The sequence below is a fragment of the Nostoc sp. genome (assembly GCF_036917555.1).
Classification (GTDB): domain Bacteria; phylum Cyanobacteriota; class Cyanobacteriia; order Cyanobacteriales; family Nostocaceae; genus Nostoc.
In genome coordinates, this window is the sequence record NZ_JBALDD010000074.1 from 1 (window position 1) to 16,631 (window position 16,631).

The 16,631-nt window shown below is 39.2% G+C and carries 17 protein-coding genes and 2 pseudogenes; 4 read left to right on the forward strand and 15 right to left on the reverse strand.

Annotation, left to right across the window (positions count from 1 at the left end; genetic code table 11):
* Nucleotides 1–184: 184 nt before the first annotated feature.
* Both V7K60_RS28380 and V7K60_RS28385 read right to left on the reverse strand, forming a co-directional pair.
* Entirely contained in the window at nt 185–439 is a 255-nt protein-coding gene (locus V7K60_RS28380) for a DUF7219 family protein (protein WP_334930563.1), read from the reverse strand.
* Between the two features lie 196 nt (nt 440–635).
* A complete protein-coding gene (locus tag V7K60_RS28385) occupies nt 636–2,948 on the reverse strand; it encodes an NACHT domain-containing protein (protein WP_334930565.1) in 2,313 nt (770 codons plus the stop codon).
* A gap of 400 nt (nt 2,949–3,348) precedes the next feature.
* Here V7K60_RS28385 and V7K60_RS28390 point away from each other — a divergent pair, with 400 nt between their 5' ends.
* Nucleotides 3,349–3,756: a DUF3775 domain-containing protein gene (locus V7K60_RS28390; RefSeq protein ID WP_334930567.1), complete on the forward strand. Its 408-nt coding sequence runs from the start codon at nt 3,349–3,351 to the stop codon at nt 3,754–3,756.
* A gap of 72 nt (nt 3,757–3,828) precedes the next feature.
* Here V7K60_RS28390 and V7K60_RS28395 read toward each other — a convergent pair.
* The 8 genes and pseudogenes from V7K60_RS28395 to V7K60_RS28430 all read right to left on the reverse strand — a co-directional run bounded on the left by V7K60_RS28395 (nt 3,829) and on the right by V7K60_RS28430 (nt 10,003).
* Nucleotides 3,829–4,250: pseudogene (locus V7K60_RS28395) on the reverse strand (fasciclin domain-containing protein).
* Between the two features lie 738 nt (nt 4,251–4,988).
* Nucleotides 4,989–5,591 carry a hypothetical protein gene (locus V7K60_RS28400; RefSeq protein WP_334930569.1) on the reverse strand — a complete coding sequence of 201 codons (603 nt, stop codon included), beginning with the start codon at nt 5,589–5,591 and terminating at the stop codon, nt 4,989–4,991.
* A gap of 45 nt (nt 5,592–5,636) precedes the next feature.
* Complete coding sequence (locus tag V7K60_RS28405) at nt 5,637–6,662, reverse strand: glucokinase (protein WP_334930571.1); 1,026 nt, start codon at nt 6,660–6,662, stop codon at nt 5,637–5,639.
* A gap of 84 nt (nt 6,663–6,746) precedes the next feature.
* Complete coding sequence (locus V7K60_RS28410) at nt 6,747–7,394, reverse strand: histidine phosphatase family protein (protein ID WP_334930573.1); 648 nt, start codon at nt 7,392–7,394, stop codon at nt 6,747–6,749.
* Between the two features lie 156 nt (nt 7,395–7,550).
* The gene (locus V7K60_RS28415; RefSeq protein WP_334930575.1) at nt 7,551–7,997 is read right to left on the reverse strand and encodes a hypothetical protein; all 447 of its coding nucleotides are present in this window, start codon (nt 7,995–7,997) and stop codon (nt 7,551–7,553) included.
* Between the two features lie 45 nt (nt 7,998–8,042).
* Nucleotides 8,043–8,603 (reverse strand): endonuclease NucS domain-containing protein, encoded by a 561-nt coding sequence (locus V7K60_RS28420; RefSeq protein ID WP_334930576.1) that lies wholly within the window; start codon nt 8,601–8,603, stop codon nt 8,043–8,045.
* A gap of 71 nt (nt 8,604–8,674) precedes the next feature.
* Nucleotides 8,675–9,238, reverse strand: a complete 564-nt coding sequence (locus V7K60_RS28425; protein ID WP_334930578.1) for a Uma2 family endonuclease — start codon at nt 9,236–9,238, stop codon at nt 8,675–8,677.
* Nucleotides 9,239–9,271: 33 nt separating this feature from the next.
* Nucleotides 9,272–10,003, reverse strand: coding sequence for an ABC transporter ATP-binding protein (locus V7K60_RS28430; protein ID WP_334930580.1), 732 nt, complete (start codon nt 10,001–10,003; stop codon nt 9,272–9,274).
* Between the two features lie 161 nt (nt 10,004–10,164).
* Here V7K60_RS28430 and V7K60_RS28435 point away from each other — a divergent pair, with 161 nt between their 5' ends.
* The 3 genes and pseudogenes from V7K60_RS28435 to V7K60_RS28445 all read left to right on the forward strand — a co-directional run bounded on the left by V7K60_RS28435 (nt 10,165) and on the right by V7K60_RS28445 (nt 11,648).
* Nucleotides 10,165–11,004 carry an Rpn family recombination-promoting nuclease/putative transposase gene (locus V7K60_RS28435; RefSeq protein WP_334930582.1) on the forward strand — a complete coding sequence of 280 codons (840 nt, stop codon included), beginning with the start codon at nt 10,165–10,167 and terminating at the stop codon, nt 11,002–11,004.
* A gap of 61 nt (nt 11,005–11,065) precedes the next feature.
* Complete coding sequence (locus tag V7K60_RS28440) at nt 11,066–11,380, forward strand: type II toxin-antitoxin system Phd/YefM family antitoxin (protein ID WP_334930584.1); 315 nt, start codon at nt 11,066–11,068, stop codon at nt 11,378–11,380.
* Nucleotides 11,373–11,648 (forward strand): annotated as a pseudogene (locus V7K60_RS28445) (type II toxin-antitoxin system RelE family toxin). The gene V7K60_RS28440 and the pseudogene V7K60_RS28445 overlap by 8 nt, the downstream one beginning before the upstream one ends.
* Before the next feature lie 49 nt (nt 11,649–11,697).
* Here the strand turns inward: V7K60_RS28445 and V7K60_RS28450 are convergent.
* From V7K60_RS28450 to V7K60_RS28470, 5 genes are read right to left on the reverse strand one after another with little or no spacing between them, the layout of a single operon-like run.
* Nucleotides 11,698–12,489: an ABC transporter ATP-binding protein gene (locus V7K60_RS28450; protein WP_334930586.1), complete on the reverse strand. Its 792-nt coding sequence runs from the start codon at nt 12,487–12,489 to the stop codon at nt 11,698–11,700.
* A 49-nt stretch (nt 12,490–12,538) separates the two neighbouring features.
* Nucleotides 12,539–13,486 (reverse strand): branched-chain amino acid ABC transporter permease, encoded by a 948-nt coding sequence (locus V7K60_RS28455; protein ID WP_334930588.1) that lies wholly within the window; start codon nt 13,484–13,486, stop codon nt 12,539–12,541.
* Nucleotides 13,487–13,534: 48 nt separating this feature from the next.
* Nucleotides 13,535–14,137 carry a Uma2 family endonuclease gene (locus tag V7K60_RS28460; RefSeq protein WP_334930590.1) on the reverse strand — a complete coding sequence of 201 codons (603 nt, stop codon included), beginning with the start codon at nt 14,135–14,137 and terminating at the stop codon, nt 13,535–13,537.
* Nucleotides 14,138–14,151: 14 nt separating this feature from the next.
* Entirely contained in the window at nt 14,152–15,102 is a 951-nt protein-coding gene (locus V7K60_RS28465) for a branched-chain amino acid ABC transporter permease (protein WP_334930592.1), read from the reverse strand.
* Nucleotides 15,103–15,109: 7 nt separating this feature from the next.
* Entirely contained in the window at nt 15,110–16,351 is a 1,242-nt protein-coding gene (locus tag V7K60_RS28470; protein WP_334930594.1) for an ABC transporter substrate-binding protein, read from the reverse strand.
* Nucleotides 16,352–16,631: the final 280 nt, after the last annotated feature.

Sequence of the window (16,631 nt, forward strand, 5' to 3'; positions counted from 1 at the left end):
CTTTGGATTAGTCAAAGCCAGGCGTAAGCGCTATCGAGAGATTGACGCTTACACTCAACAAATTTGGGCTTTACCTTCTTAAGTTGACACCAATGAGCATTGCTGTGCCCCTACAGCGCGGGTAACAATTAATAAAGGCCTAAAAGACCTATTTTCGTGAATACATACCATGATTAACAGCGAATCATCTAGTTGCATTTTTCTCAATTCCTAGTGCCTTATAGCTCTGTGCTAACTGCTGCCAGAGCAACTCAATCTCCTCGTAGCACTCCTGTAAAGAAAGTTTTTCTCTACTCTGTAGATTGAAGATGTAACAAACGCTTTGAGAAAATTCCTGAAGATTAGCATTGAATACAAGGTTCTGGGGTGTCAATTCACCCAGGTATCGATGGCGGTGGTAAAGGAATTTGTTTTTGTCTACCTGCTTGTAGTCACCCATATAAAAATCCTGATAGCGAAAATCCAGCTTTTTGACATATAAACTTGGTATTGTTTGATTTTGTGAATGAGTTGATTAACTTCAACACAAAATGTAGTCAAAATCATTTTTGCAATTCAAACCTCTTTGAGGAATTAACCAAAAAAATTAAGCTAATGCGCTTACAATTGAGAGTGCAATTTAAATGCGTAACAGCTTATTGCCATTCCCTGTCCTCAAGTTCTTTTATCGGCAACAATAAGGTGGCTTCAATTTCCTGTCTGATAGCTGGCGTTACTTCCAAATTGCTATGCAGGCAATCGAGTAATAACTGATTGGCATCATAGTAGCGTTGCAGCACTTGCTGTTGTTCAGAGCTAAACTGCCACTGATGGTTAATGTTGCGATAATTAGTCACCGTTATCTTTAACTGTTCAGCCCAGGCTGAATAGTTCGTCTGCCACCATAGCTCAAATCGTTCTTGACTTTGACGAGAATTTGGAAATTGGTCAGAGAGTAGTTGCAGGGATTTATAGAGTCCAACATCTACAACAATGCCCAGAATGTTCGAGAGAGAATCTCCACAGGCGTGGATATGGGCGAAGTCCTGGCTCCCATCAATTGCACACTCCAGCAGCAGGTCATCTAATGCCGCATCCAGAAACATCCCCTGGTCGAGGCTGGCGGCTAGGGCAAAGTGAGGAGCTACATAAGGAGTCCGACTCAAGGCAAGGTAAAATGCTCTAACTGTCGCATCTTTTGGTTGGGTGGGAATAGTGCGAGATTTTTGGCTAGCCCACGTCAAAAACTCTTGTAAATAAGGGTCTTCGGCAACCAGTGCATCAATCTGTTGCTTCATCAACTGTACTAGAGAGTCTGCACTCCGAAGCATGGTAGCGGTTAACAAGAAGATTTCGCGCCAGCTCGGGTCGGTGATATGACTGACCAGTCCTTCCAGAGCTTGCTCAAATGCCTGTAGGCTATGGCTAGCAACGATTTTTCTCGCTGTGAAATATTCTTGAAAGACCAGATAGGAAAAGGAAAAAATTCCCCGTGCCCGTTCTGCCAGTAGCCCATGTTGAGCCTCGATTGACTTCAGCGCTGCTTCGCTTTCTATTTCCAGTTCCTCTGCATCTATTGGCACGTTGCTTAGATTCTGAATATAGTTACCAATGTATTGCTCAATGATGCGTTGTTCAAAAAAGTACTGACCCTGCTCAAATGCCGCTGCTGCAATTTGACTCAATAACTTGAGCTTTTGTGGTAGTAAAAACCCTCGATAAACGTTATCCCGTTCTATGCCTCTGGCTTCATCCCATTTGCCCAACAGAAGGTCTAAACCTTGCTTATAAAAGTCAGTCCGCTTAGTTGGAAATTTTTCTTGACCGTGAAACAGCCAGCAGGCAAGGTGCAGAAATAAGGGTGTGACGACAAGTTGGCGAAATTGCCAGTTTTCAGGTAAGTCTAGCTTTTGAATAAACTCAACGGACTGCGCTTGACCATCTAGAATGTTGGTCTTGGTAAAGGCCACAAACCATTTTTGAGCGAAGGCTCGGATTTGTTCTGAGGTAAATGGGGCAATTTCAACATCGGTAAAACCTCGGAGTCTAAGTCTTTGAGCTGCTGTTCGACAAGTGGCCACTAATTGATTTTTGTGATACTTGTCTAAAAATCTGCGAATTTCGCTTAAGACAGTATTGCTTTGTTCGTTAAGAACTTCATCCATCCCATCAAGCAACAATAATACTCTGCCTGCATTCAGCAAGGTTTCGATGACTGAGGGATCTGAAATTCCAGATGTAATAAACTCCTGACGGATGTACTTTAATAAGCTGAACTCGTTGCTGACTTTAGATTCTTGGGCAAAATTTCTCAGTGTGATGAAGATTGGCACCTGCTTCGGCGCAAATGTGTCTTGGTTACACTGAATGGCGAGATGCTGCAAAAAGGTGGTTTTACCTACTCCTGGTTTGCCTAGCACCCTGAGCTTGGAGTATGTTTCAACTGCCTGTATACCAGGTATCTGTCTCTGGTCAATCTCACCTAAGCCAAAACGGTCAAATTCTTCTCGCTCAAGGTTTTGCAGTTCAGTGATTTCTAGCCACTGTTGACTGGCAATTTTCTCCAAAATATTTACATCTATATATATGTCATCGATCGCAACGGGACGGCTGATATCCAATAACTGCAAAATACCACACTGGTCTTGAATTTTGTCGAAGCGTTGCGATCGCACTTGTTGCACTAATGTATGAATATCCACCACAGAAGACTGGGTGTATTCTTCTCGTTCCAAGAATTCTGCCGGAGGATTGGTAGCAATCTCCCGCCAATTCAGTTCCAAAACCAAGCAAATTTCAATAAAGGTATGACGTTCAACCGGACGACCACTGAAAAACCGCCAAATTGGTTGTCTAGTCTTGAGGTTGACTTCTGCTGCTAGATTGTCTTGTGTCCATCCCTTATAAGCAAATACTCTTTTAGCCTCTTGAATTCCAGTGAGTGATGCTTGGAGCGATCGCTTGGCCATAGGACAAAAACCCTGCTCCTCAAATCATGAACTTTAACTTTTATAAATATCTGCAATCTTATAGCTTTTTCTGTGATAGTAACATTCTACTCATTTAAAGTTATACAAAACCCAAGAACTACTCTCAAGTTTTTAAATTTTTATCACAAACTCAAACGTTATACGTTCATCTTATACATTTCAAGCTTTTGACAAGACTTGAATTTAAACACGTGTTTGTAATACTTAAGTAAGATCGCAAGATTTACTTAGTAATTACTTGCTAAATTCTAAATTTAGAATTTAATAATATAGATATTCTCTCAGTATCTCTTAGTACTGAGAAAGCTTTAGTATAAAATAGCTAAGTTATCTTGATTATTTGATTTGTGCTTATTGCCTCCAACCTTAATATAAAAATATGAATTACTTATCAATCAACAAAATAAATAACGTTATTAAAATTGCTCAATTAGTTTATGGATCAATAGGATATTGGAGAAAAAACCAACTAGAAATATTTGTTGTAGATCAATTATCTAATGATTTAGAGGATTTTAATATAGCAAAAAGATATTCAGTAAATATATTACACAAATATATAGACAAATTTTCCCAGGAAGAAAAAGCAGAGTTAATAGCTCTGATGTGGCTTGGTCGAGGTATATCAGATGGACGGTTGGAAAGCTTCCAAAAACTGCTTAAACAAGTAGTAGAGTTTATACCTAAAAATTATGCCACCAGTTATATTATTGAAAGACCCCTTTTAGCAAAATACTTGCGAGACGGACTTCAAAAACTAAATGTTTGCACTTCTGCTTTATCTTAAAAAATTGTTATAACAACAGAGAATTAGAGTTAAGTTACTTCAAATATATTTAGACGAATAATGAGGTAGTGACTATAAATAGTTTCTACCCCAACTCACATAAGCCGTTTTATATATTTTATTTACCGAGGAATCAACAATGATGTGGATGACACTGTTATCATCAGCAGCATCGGGTTTTGAGTCTGTGGGGCATAATCTACCTTAACATTATGGAAAGGGTCAATTTTCAAAATTGAACCTTGAGTCGGCTTTATGGGCATCACCTTGCCGGAAACGACATGATAGGTCAGGAGTTCTTGGATCTTATTAATATTCTGAAGCAACGTCTCTACAGTACCTGGTGGAAGCTTGGCAAAAGCTTGATCTGTAGATGCAGAGGCGATAAACGAGTCAACACCTTTGAGAGTATCTATCAAATTGGCAGCCTTGATAGCATCAACCAGGGTGCTAAAAGAACCAGCGGTAACGGCAGGATCAAGAGTATCAGCCATTTATTTTACTTGATTTTACTTAATTTGGCAATTATTGTTAGAATGACATCCTAGTGTTAGAAATCATGGTTGAGTAACGTATAAGTTGTATGATATAAGCTAAAAAACTTAAATATTAAGTAAAATACAGCAGAATTTAGGAGTTAGGAGTCAACCCTTTCCCTACGGGACGCTACGCGAACGGGGAATTCAAAATTCACGCATTCAAAATTCTTGCATTATTATCCCCATAAATAAATTTAGTTAGGGGCTTGAAATAAGGACACATTATTTCTCGTGCTTCGCATCTCGAAATAAATCTTTTTTATTGTCCATAAATTAATTTAGTTGCTCTGTATTATGAGTCTGTTTTGGTCAATTGAAAAATCTTGTTAGCGACAATCCAAAATTGTTTACCCGGTTTGCAGTGCATTGCATAAACCGGAACAGATTATACATTCTCTGCAATTATTTTCGCCTAACTACTTCTCATATCATGTCCGCTTGATTACTTATCAAACCCGAATCAGCCCACCCCGCCAAAGCTACGCTTTGTCTCCCCTCCTGAAGAGTGGGGAGGGGATTAAGGGGAGCCAGCGCGGTCTTCTCCCAAAGGGAGAGGCTAGTGCCAAGGGGGTTTCCCCCATGAGCGACTGGCGTATGGGGTGCAATGACTGTGGGAATCATAACTAATTATGCAGACATGATATTAGCCCTGCAATTGATTGCAAGGCTAATTTAGTAGAGGTTTTAGTTATTTCATTTTTTCAAAACCACATGGAAGGAATTTAAATACCCAGTGATGGTTTTAGCTAATATCTTCTGCTGTTTTTTTGTAGTTACTGCCATTACTTGATATAATCTTCCTTCGGCAACATACATTCTACTTCTAGTGATTTTCCCTCCAGAATTGATATACTCAATTTCTTTGCCAGGATGATTATTGGAACTACGAATATTCCTTTGACTGATTAAATTGCTTTTCGTAGTTTTTAAAGCCATATCCCGTGCATTATTAAGTACAGCTTGGGGGTCAGTTATTTGACCATAACTATAAGGAAAATCATTGTAAGCAACTAGATAAGCTACTTGCTGTTTTGGTGGTTGAGCAACAAATATTTCTAAGGTGATTTCTCCCATGTAAGTTTTTTGATATTGAGTATTTCTGTTGGGGTTTCCCGGCATTAAAATACTAAAGCGTCCATCTGGAGCGGTGAATAACTTCCATTGTGGCTGCACGGGTTGAGAAACCTTTGGTTTGACAACAGCCGCTGGAGGTTTGGGTTGACGCGCTTCCACAAAAACAGAACCACCACAGACAAATATGGCGGCAATTAATGGCAACAGACTTTTAATTGTCATATTTTTTGCCTTTTGAGATGCTGATCTCACTGATGATGCTAGCTGTTATAACCTAGCAGCACATAAAGCAGCACCTATTAGCCCCACTTGTGGGTTGAGGATAACATACACGGGGATCTCTTCAAGCAGGCGGCGCATCCTGCCTTTTTGGGTGAAGTTTAATAAGAAACCGTTGTTTTGAATTAAGGGCAGGATTTTGGGCGCAATTCCACCAGCAATGTATAAACCACCATAAGGTAGGAGTTTAAGGGCAAGATTGCCAGCTTCTGCACCGTAAGCCTCTATAAATAATTGCAAAGTTTGTTCACAGAGGCGATCGCGTTTTTCTAGTGCAGCTGTACCAATAACAGCACCAGGATCAACACTTTTCTCTTCTTGTCCGGCTTCTTGTTCCCAAGTTCTGACGACTTGGGCAATATCTGGTGATTCGGCGGCAAATTTGCGATCGCGCAGAAATTGGTAAATTGCCACAATTCCCATTCCAGAAACCACACGTTCCACAGAAAGGCGCTGGATATCATGTTTACCCAGCAGGTATTTTAACAGTTGAAACTCGATCTCGTTCCGAGGAGCAAAGTCAGCGTGTCCTCCTTCTGAAGAAAAGACTTGATAATCGTTTCCTTGTCTAATTAAAAATCCTTGGCCTAAACCAGTACCAGCACCAATAATTGCAATCGGGGCTTCGGGTTGAGATTTGCCAACTTGCAACGTTAGCAAGTCTTGTTTTTGTAAACCTAAAATGCCGTAACCAATGGCGGCAAAGTCGTTAATCAAAGAAATGTGCGGGATACCCAATTCTTCTTGTAGACGTTCGGTATCCAGAAACCAGACTAAATTGGTTAGTTTGGCAGTATTTTTGACAATGGGACCTGCGATCGCAAAACAAGCTTTTTCTGGTATTGGTGTATTAGCTTTGAGCAGAAACTGCTGCACTATGGGTACTAAATCGGGAAAATCAGCACTGTGGTAACTTTCCTGATAAATAGTATGTATTGCTGATAAATCTGATGTTTCAACCAATTGCAGAATAGTTTTCGTCCCACCAATGTCTCCTGCTAGTAATAAAGTCATAGAATTTATTCGCGAATTAATTACTTTTTTTGTAGGATATACCCAACGTACCAGAAGCCATGAACGTAAATCTCTATCAGAGGTTTAAGCAAATCGAATAACTTCTTCTATATGGGTTAGATGGGAAGTATCTCCCGTTAGTTCTAATAACCATTCTGGGTCTTCGCGTACCACTTTTACTAGAGAACATAAAGAAGCTTTAACTTCTGTTTTGGCAATTTCCCCCACTAGCCCCATTGCTCCCCCCAACACAGATGCACCATGTGCTACTAGCAGGATATCCTCTGGAAGGAACTCAGTAGCTAAACATCTAGCAGTTTGTCCAGAACGTTCTCGCACTTTTTCGCGAGTTTCAGGATAATTGGCGGCGATGCGCGAAGTATAGCTGGTGTCAATCCTGGGAAATAACTCTGCTAATGCTGGAGTTGAGAGTCTTTCGGGTTCTTCTGTCATCCAAACTGGATTTAGCCATTCACTCAAGCCTGTTTCAAGTTTAATTGGCAAGTTGAGCACTTCTGCAACTGCGTTTGCCGTTTGTACGGTTCGCAGGAAAGGAGAAGCGAAAATATGGGCAATATTTTCTCCTTCAAATCGTTTAGCTAACTGTTGTGCCTGCACCATACCATCATCAGACAAAGGTGGATCGTAGCGTCGTTCGGCGGTGAGAAACCAATCAGGGTTTACGAAGTCGAGGCGGTTGGCGTGTCTTGCGATCCAGACTATTTGACTCATGGGTTTAATTATTCCGGTGAATAGAATTCGCCGCTAAACAAATATATAGATATCTGCAAGGAGGGCTACAAATATTAATATATGACAAAAATCGTAATAATATTTAATAATACTAATAATTAGGCAAAGTTATAAATGCTGTCAATGTAGCTTTTCTTAAAGCCTTTTTAGCCAAGTTTCTAAAGCAATATCGACTAGTTCATTCAAAGTTTTTTGAGATTTAATGGCATTTTGATACTCTTGATGTCGTCTTTTATCTTCGTTGATATATTCCGCTTCACTGACTTCTTTACTACCTATTTTGTACCTTATACCTCCTGAATGACTCCATAATATTTTCATTTCAACTCCCCTTTGACGCTGTTTTTCAGTTTTACTAATTGCTTTTGTACGAATTCCTTTTGGTACATGGCCTTCAATTAAAGTATGATTTTCCCAATCTGTCCAAATTTTCATTCTGCCAATCTTTTTACTATCAGAATAATTTAAAGGCAACCGTAAAAATAATACTGGCTGTCCCTTACTATCGGAGCAAATTTCAGCACAGAAACAACTTGTTGCTTTTCCATATTTAATGCTTCCAGGCACAGAAAATTCTTGCATACGTCTATCAAATATAAGAACTTTCTCCCGGATATTTATTAACTGTTATTGTTGCTGAAGATTACAAAAACTCAAAATTTTATCAAGTACTTTTGGTTGCTGAGGAAGATCCTCAATAGAAATATTCTTTTCTTTATAATGAATTTCTACCTCTGAAATTTTTTGATTATCAATATTTCTTAAATATAGATAAAATCTTTCATCATCTGTCAAAATTTCAAAACGTAAAAACTCAATAGAAAGAGAGTTATACTTTCTATCTGTAAAATTATCTCGATGAAATCTGGCTGTAATCGCTATTAAATCAATGGGTTGTCCATAATCAACCTCTTCCTGAAAGGGTTTATTCTCAAGTAAAGCTTCATAATATCGAGTTAGTTGCTGAACAATATATCTGTCTTCACCGTTTTTCAATTCCAGCACTACTAACTGTCTCTTCTCATTCAAGGCTAAAATGTCGCAAATTTGACCTTTAATATAATATTGTCGCTTTAGTGGAATTAACCCGAAAAGTTCCTTTAAATTCGCCCAGACAAAATCTTCTAAATCAGCTTCAGTCGCAAATCTCCAACTATTACCTGTTTTTATTAAATTCACAAAATCCATTATCTGGCTCTAACTTGAGTAAATTACTACCTTTAGTATTCCCAAAGCTAGATATGAATTTATACAATTGCTTACAACTTCAACCATTCAAATAGTTGCCCTACAGTTAATTGAAAGCCGCTAACTAAATCTGGAACTGGTAATATTTCTTGTGATTCTTGTAAAAGTTCCGGTTGCTGCTTTGGTGGATAAACTAAAACAGAACGCTCATCTGGATCAATCAGCCAACCAAAGCGACTACCATGCTTTAGACAATGCAAAATATTTCCGGTTACTTTAGTCTGGCTTTGATCTGGCGAAAGAATCTCAATTGTCCAGTCTGGATGTGTCTTGAAGACATTAGCGACATCTCCACGCTCATCTAAGGGAATCCGTTCCCAAGCAAACACCGCTACATCTGGCACAATTGAACGTCCGCCAAAAGTACACCGCAGTTCTGGGAATGCAAGGGCAATTCTTTGAGGTTTAGCTACAGAATTGATATTAGTGACTAGTTCACCCTGAAGAATACTATGTTTTCCCTGTGGCATTGGCTTTTGAATAATTTGACCATTGATGTATTCTGAGCTAGGCTTTGTTTCTGGTAGTTTCAAAAACTCTTCTAAAGTTAGGGGTTTAGTTGGTGATTTTACCATATGCTTGTACCTTCCTAGTTTTCATTTAATTAATTACCCTAAATAAGCTTTTTTAACTCGCTCATCACTAATTAATTCTGATGCTGTGCCTGTTAAGGTAATAGAACCAGCTTCCAAAACATAACCGCGATCAGCAATTTTTAGTGCCAGATTAGCGTTTTGTTCAACTAACAGAATAGTCACACCTGTAGCACGGAGATTTTCAATAATAGAGAAGATTTCCCGGACGATCGCAGGTGCTAAACCTAAGCTAGGCTCGTCTAAAAGTAACAGTTGTGGTTTACTCATGACAGCACGAGCGATCGCTAACATTTGTTGTTCACCACCGCTGAGGGTTCCTGCTAGTTGATTGCGTCTTTGGGACAAGCGGGGAAATAGCTCAAATTGGCGCTGAATGTCTGCCTTTATCTCAGCTTGATTGGAGCGAATATAAGCACCCAAAAGTAAATTATCGAATACAGTTTGCCGCGCTAATACTCTGCGTCCTTCTGGACAATGGGCAATACCAAGTTGTACAACTTCGTGAGTTTGGCGGCGGGTAATATTATGTCCATTATAGATAATTACACCACTCTTAGGATTAACTACTTTAGATATGGCGCGGAGTGTGGTAGTTTTACCAGCACCATTAGCACCAATTAGAGTAACTACCTCGCCTTTTTGAATAATTAAATTAATCTTTTTCAGAGCTTGGATACCGCCATAATTAATATCAAGTTCTTGAACTTCTAAAATTGTATAGTTTGGCTTACTATCGGCTTTCATGGGCGGTTTACATCCAGAAATGTTGATTCAAAACCTAAGATACATCAATCATACATTTCTTAAAACAGTGCGTAGACATTGCTTAAACTTAAAAATTAACGCCAGAATACTGCAATCTTTATGATGTACTATTAATTACTGATAAAGATATCAAGCGTCCTGTGGGAAAAGTAGCAGATATTGGTAGCAAGCGACTAATTAATTTAGCTCCCGATGCGTGGGTAAAGTGGGTGACACAGCGTCCTGAAGTCGTGGCGAAAGAAATTCTCGGCTCTGAGTTTCATTGGATTAGCCGCGAAACAGATGTGTTGGTGAAAGCATACAGTGCTACTCACGGAGATTTTCTGGTACTTAACGAACTACAGTTGCGTTACACGGCACAGATGCCTCTACGGATGAGAGCATATACTGCCTTAGCACAAGAACGCTACCGATTGCCAACTTACCCAGTACTGATCAACATTTTACCGCCTCCATCCACCTTAACTATTGTCAGTAGTTACGAGCAGGAATTTTTGGGATTACGTGCCATCCAAGATTATCGTGTGATTAATTTGTGGGAAATCGATGCTGAGATAGTATTTCAGCAACCATTACCATCGTTGTTACCCTTTGTGCCAATCCTCCGAGGAGGGGGAGAGGTATCAGTTGTGCAACGCGCATTACAGGCCCTACGAGAAGATGTACAGTTGAACCAATTAGAATCATTGCTGGCATTTTTTGCTAGCTTTGTGTTAGATACGCCTTTAGTACAACAAATCATGAGGTGGGATATGGCAGTATTACGAGAATCGCCTTGGTATCAAGAAATTGAGCAAAGAGGTATTCAGCAGGGTGCGCGACGGCAGCTAATCCGGGTACTAGAACAACGTTTTGGCGAAATTCCCCATGAAGTGGAAGTCAGGTTTGAGGGCGAGAGTGTGGAAAAATTAGAAAGCTTAATGGATAGTGCGATCGCAGTGAATTCTTTAGAGGAATTTGTGGTGATTTTGTCTGCTTAAATTTTACAGGTGCGATCGCCTAAAGCCATTGTGCTATCTTAAAAGCAGGATTATCCTGCTGATGGCACTGCCTCAAATAAATATGACAAAAGTGGAAGCAGATCAAGCACAAGAAAAGTTTTCTGAACTTCTTGCCCTTGTGGAAGAAAAACAGGAACGTATTGTGATTGAATCACAAGGACAAGTTATTGCAGCAGTCATCAGCTATGCCGACTTAAAACGATTGGAAGCATTGGAAGATTCAAGAGATGTCGCAGATTTTAAACGTGCAATAACTGAGAGTGACGGTGAATCTTATTCACTAGAAGAAGTGATTACTGACTACAACGAACTTCATGGGACTAATTTCACAGTTGAAAATATTTTGAATGGCTGAATCTGGACTGCTTGCTCTACGTATTACAAAATCAGCCCGGAAAGATTTAGTCGATTTGCAGCCAAAGTTTTTTAAGCAGGTGATGACTAAAATTTTGCTGCTACCGGAAAATTCTAGACCTCAAGATTGTAAGCACCTTAAGGGATATTCAGGTGTTTATCGAGTTGATCAAGGTGAGTATCGTATTCTTTATACAATTTCATAAGATGTAATCGAAGTTTTTCGAGTTGGCAAGCGCAATGATGATGAGGTATACGAAAATCTATAATGCCATTAGAATCCCGAAATTAATTTTTTTGTAACTCATTCTCAATCACTTATTCATTTCCCAAATAAGCTTCAATGACAGCCGGATCATTTCTAACTACAGATGGTTTGCCCAAAGCAATCAATTGACCAAAATCTAACACAGCAATGCGATCGCACAAACCCATAACCAATGGTACATGGTGTTCTATAAGAACGATCGTCAAATTGAAATCATTGCGAAGGCTGCGAATAAATGCACTGAGTTGCTGCTTTTCGTTGGGGTTCATTCCCGCCGCCGGTTCATCGAGAAGTAAAATTTGCGGTTCTAATGCTAAAGCGCGGGCAATTTCTAAACGACGCTGATCGCCGTAAGCAAAGTTTTTGGCTTTTTCGTCAGCGCGATCGCTTAATCCCACCAAATCCAATAAATCTAAAGCTTTTTGCTTAGTCTTCAATTCTTCACTAGGGGCTGGTGGTAATCCTAAAACTCCTGTAATCATATTACTTTTAGTGTGTAAATGTCGGGCAATTATCACATTTTCTAACGCCGATAATTCCCCGAACAACCGGATATTTTGGAAGGTACGAGCGATACCTAAAGCCGCAATTTGATGAGGACGCAGTTGAGAAACTTTTGCACCTTGATAAATTAATTGACCGCTAGAAGGTGGAATGAAGGCAGTAATCAAATTAAACAGTGTTGTTTTGCCAGCACCATTAGGGCCAATCAGTCCAAAAATCTCATGTTTATTTACACTAAAAGATACATTATTTACCGCCACCAGACCACCAAAGCGGCGAGTTAATGCTCTTGCTTCTAAAACAATATTGCTGTTAGCTGCTGGAATACTATGTGCCATTTCTGCATATTATGAATAATAACACTTATGCAATAACTCTCTGAAACTTTTATTCCTTTGCGCCCTTGGCGTACTTGGCGGTTCGTTTTTTCCTTTGAAAAATATCTGGAGTAATTAGTCCTTGGGGGAAAAAGATTGTACCTATTACTATGAGGAAGCCAAAAATAATTAATCTACCATCTTGCAAAAATTGTGCTAACCAATTAGGTAAACCACCAGTATCAGCGAGGCTTCGCAGAATCTCTGGTAAGGCTGTAAATACCATACCTCCGACTACCGGGCCTAAAAAAGTTCTCGAACCACCAATTAAAACAAAAGTTAAGTATATAATACTGGCATCAAAAGTACCTTGACGAGCATTCCAGGTATTGAGGAAGTGAGCGCTAATTGCACCTACAACCCCTGCAAGTATAGCCCCTAGTGTAAATGCTAAAACTTTGTAATAAGTGGGAGCGATTCCCATTGCACTCGCAGCTAATTCATCTTCGCGGATAGCAATGAAAGCCCTTCCGACGCGGATGCGTTCTAAACGATAAAGTAGCACCATACTAATTAATAGTAAAGGTAGAGCAATCCATAAATATTCAAGTTGTGTTTGAAAAGGTTGAGGAATACCAAAAATTCCGACAGCACCGCCTGTAATATCTAGATTCAGGGAGATGACGCGCAGAACTTCCACAAAAGCAATAGTTGCGATCGCTAAATAAATTCCTCGCAATCTCAACGCTGGAATTCCCACTATTACACCCAATAAACCAGAAATTACACCAGCAATTAACATCTCTAATAACAATAAGGGAATAGGAAACAAACCACTACTAGATGTAAAAACTTTCGTAGATAAAATTGCTGCAATATATCCACCTAAAGCATAAAATCCTGGACTAGCTAAAGACAATTGCCCTGTCATTAGCGGTAAGTAAAGCGATAATCCTATTAGCGCCCCTAATACCATAGAGACAATTAAAGAAGCGTAAGTAGCGAAAAAATCAGTCATTTTAAAAATTTTGATTAAACTTAATCAAACTATCGCTTTTATCACCTATTAAGCTGTTAATATTTGCTCTGCCGTCAGCGCCAGTTCAGGAAAAGTTTGTGACACAATTCGTTCTGAACCTCTAAACAGTGTCCATTGGTATTTTCCCTCAGCATCTAATAAAAAAACAAATACAGCCGGAACTTTTGGATTTCCTAAATACTCTCTTAGTCCAATTGCTAAATAATCTACAATCCAATATTCTGTAATACCTAAACGTTGATATTCATCTAATTTATCAATGTAGTCATCTTCCCAATTAGTTGATGTTACCTCTACAGCTAACTGGATAGGTTCTTCAAGTGCAGCATAAGCAGAACGATTTGAGCGCCACTTATCTTTATCTATGACACTTACATCAGGCTTACGCCCTTGCTCTATGCTATTAGCAGTTATAGTTTTAAAGACTGCTGTATTTTTTACTACGTAATTAAGATTTAGACGTTTAATTTCATCTTTGAAAGAGTCAGCCGTAAAGTCAGCGACATCATCATGATTTCTGGTTGCACGCACTTCTACAATTTCTCCATCCACAAGTTCATATAAACCTGACTCTGGACACTGTTCTAAAAATTGGTCAAAAGTTAACTTTTGTTTAGTGTATATTTTCATAGCGCTACGTCTCTTTAAACTTTCTGAATAAACCGCCGCCCTAGCAAACCTTGGGGTCTAACTAATAGCATGATAAACAAAATTGCAAAGGCTACTGCGTCTTTATATCCAGAATAATCAGCAGGGACAAACGCCTCTACTAATCCAATTACTAAGCCTCCCAGCACTGCACCAGGAATACTACCTAAACCACCTAAGACAATTACTGCTAAACCCCGCAAACCAAAAGCAATGCCGAAATATGGCCCAGCAATACTAACACTAGAGGCGACTAAAGTTCCTGCTAATCCTGCTAAAAAACTGCTGATGAAGAATGTTAGGATGATAAAGCGATCGCTATTAATTCCTAACAAACTAGCTGTAGTTGGATCTTCTGCGATCGCCTGCATTGCCTTACCATATTTAGTTCTATTGATAAAATAGGTAAGAATTGCCACAATCACCACTGATACAGTAAAAATTACCACCTGAACAGTGCGAATCGGAATTGGGTTTTCTGGACTACCAAAGTTAATCGCAGGTGGCAAATTACCGTAAGTATCTGCGGGATATGTGTAACTTTCTGCACCTACTAAATACTGGATTAAGTTCACAATTACCACTGCTACTCCCAAGCTGGAAACAACAGTTAGTAAAGGGTCAGATCCTTGACGGCGCAAAGGTTGAAAAGCAACGCGTTCCATCACTACCCCGACTAATCCCGCCAAGGTGCTTCCTAAAATCAAGGATATAGCAAATGGTAATTTTATCGGCAAAGCTGCATTAGCTAGCAAGCCGTTAAATCCAAAGTTTCCACCCATGAGTGCATAAGTGAAATATGCACCCAAGGCAAAAATCGCACCATGAGCTAAATTAATGATGCCCAAAATAGAATAAACTAAGGTGTATCCCAATGCAAAAATTGCATAAATACTACCTATAGATAATCCGTTCAAAAATTGTTGCAGAAATAGAGTTATATCCATGTTGCAACTATTTTATAAATACGAACTTTCCAGTGTTTCCATCTTTATCCATCTTAATTTGGGCGACGTAAAATTCTTTTTGAACCACATCACCTGCTGGTGTAAAAGCAATCTCGCCTAAAGGAGTATTATACTTTCCCGCGAGTAATTGCTTGTTCAATTCTGTACGCAGTTTATCAAGAGATAATGTGCTGATTTTAGACTTTTTATCCAACTCTTTAAGAGCTTCAACATACACCTGCACCGCAGCAAAAGATTGACCAGTGAATTGGGCTGGTTCTTTCTTATATTGCTCAATATAGGTTTGGCGAAATACCTTATTAATCTCACCAGGATATTCAGGACTGTAAGCTTGAGCAATCAGCACACCATCGCAAAGTGCTTTACACACTGATAAAACATTTGGTGTATTTAGACCATTGCCACCAATAATTATACCTTTATAACCTAGTTCTCGCATTTGTCGCACTAAGTTACCACCATCAGCAGCTAGTCCCGAAATAATTACCAAATCTGGTTTTAAGTTAATTGCATTGGTAGCTTGGGCTTGAAAGTCTGTATCAGTAGTTTGGAACTTTTGAACTGTTAATAATTCTAGCCCTTGATCTTTAACTGTTTGTTGAAAAATCTCCGTTTCTGATTTGTTAAATGCATCATTTTGGGCGTAAAAAACTGCCACTTTTTTAATTTTAGGATTCTGCTTAAGTGCAGCTTTCACCGAATTAGGGGCAACAATAGAGACGGGGGCAGATACACGAGCTACATAATCACCAATTTCTGGAATTCCTTTTGCAGTATTTGATGCTCCAATAACTGGCACTTTAGCACGTTCGGCGATAGGGTCAGCACTAAAAGCTTGCTGTGACAAAGTAGGGCCAACAATACCGACAACTTTATCTTTATTAATTAAAGTTTGAAAAGCGTTAATTGCTCCAGCTTCATCACCGCTAGTATCTTGGTTTACCAATTTAATCGGAGTACCATTAATACCACCTTTACTATTGAAATACTTCTCGGCAATTCTGGCTCCAACAAATCCCTCTTGACCAAGTAATGCGACGTTGCTGGTTTGTGCTAAGGCAATACCAATGGGAATAGCACTTGATGTAGTCGTTGTCTGGGTAGTGTTAGTTGTAGTAGTATTTGGAGAATTTGTCACAGTTACAGATCCACCGCCGCCACCACAGCCTGTTAGTAGCAAAGCACAAGTTGATAATAATGCTGTTGTCTGAGTGATCGCGTTGTTCATCGTTGGATAATCATCTAGTTATGAGATATTCGGCAAGAGTTAATAGTAAAGTTCATAATCTGCAAACAAAATGATGCAGATTTACACTTTTGCACGAATTCTATTAAATCATTCTTATTTCACCATGCAAAGAGAAATATTCAAAGTGCTTGTAAATACAAATTATTATAATTAGTAATGATTTTATCATTCCCTGGTTTTAGTGCTATGAAGTTGCTGGAAAATTATCTGCATCAGAGCGTCTGTGTTAACCAGGTAATTTTAGGTGGGTTAAGTATTG

Excerpts from the sequence above, each read along its gene's own strand:
- V7K60_RS28410 (WP_334930573.1), bottom strand. The coding sequence starts at position 7,394 with ATGAGTCAAATAGTCTGGATCGCAAGACACGCCAACCGCCTCGACTTC.
- V7K60_RS28460 (WP_334930590.1), bottom strand. The coding sequence starts at position 14,137 with ATGAAAATATACACTAAACAAAAGTTAACTTTTGACCAATTTTTAGAA.
- V7K60_RS28405 (WP_334930571.1), bottom strand. The coding sequence starts at position 6,662 with ATGACTTTATTACTAGCAGGAGACATTGGTGGGACGAAAACTATTCTG.
- V7K60_RS28440 (WP_334930584.1), top strand. The coding sequence starts at position 11,066 with ATGGCACTGCCTCAAATAAATATGACAAAAGTGGAAGCAGATCAAGCA.
- V7K60_RS28385 (WP_334930565.1), bottom strand. The coding sequence starts at position 2,948 with ATGGCCAAGCGATCGCTCCAAGCATCACTCACTGGAATTCAAGAGGCT.
- V7K60_RS28450 (WP_334930586.1), bottom strand. The coding sequence starts at position 12,489 with ATGGCACATAGTATTCCAGCAGCTAACAGCAATATTGTTTTAGAAGCA.
- V7K60_RS28470 (WP_334930594.1), bottom strand. The coding sequence starts at position 16,351 with ATGAACAACGCGATCACTCAGACAACAGCATTATTATCAACTTGTGCT.
- V7K60_RS28430 (WP_334930580.1), bottom strand. The coding sequence starts at position 10,003 with ATGAAAGCCGATAGTAAGCCAAACTATACAATTTTAGAAGTTCAAGAA.
- V7K60_RS28390 (WP_334930567.1), top strand. The coding sequence starts at position 3,349 with ATGAATTACTTATCAATCAACAAAATAAATAACGTTATTAAAATTGCT.
- V7K60_RS28400 (WP_334930569.1), bottom strand. The coding sequence starts at position 5,591 with ATGACAATTAAAAGTCTGTTGCCATTAATTGCCGCCATATTTGTCTGT.
- V7K60_RS28420 (WP_334930576.1), bottom strand. The coding sequence starts at position 8,603 with ATGGATTTTGTGAATTTAATAAAAACAGGTAATAGTTGGAGATTTGCG.
- V7K60_RS28455 (WP_334930588.1), bottom strand. The coding sequence starts at position 13,486 with ATGACTGATTTTTTCGCTACTTACGCTTCTTTAATTGTCTCTATGGTA.
- V7K60_RS28465 (WP_334930592.1), bottom strand. The coding sequence starts at position 15,102 with ATGGATATAACTCTATTTCTGCAACAATTTTTGAACGGATTATCTATA.
- V7K60_RS28425 (WP_334930578.1), bottom strand. The coding sequence starts at position 9,238 with ATGGTAAAATCACCAACTAAACCCCTAACTTTAGAAGAGTTTTTGAAA.
- V7K60_RS28380 (WP_334930563.1), bottom strand. The coding sequence starts at position 439 with ATGGGTGACTACAAGCAGGTAGACAAAAACAAATTCCTTTACCACCGC.
- V7K60_RS28415 (WP_334930575.1), bottom strand. The coding sequence starts at position 7,997 with ATGCAAGAATTTTCTGTGCCTGGAAGCATTAAATATGGAAAAGCAACA.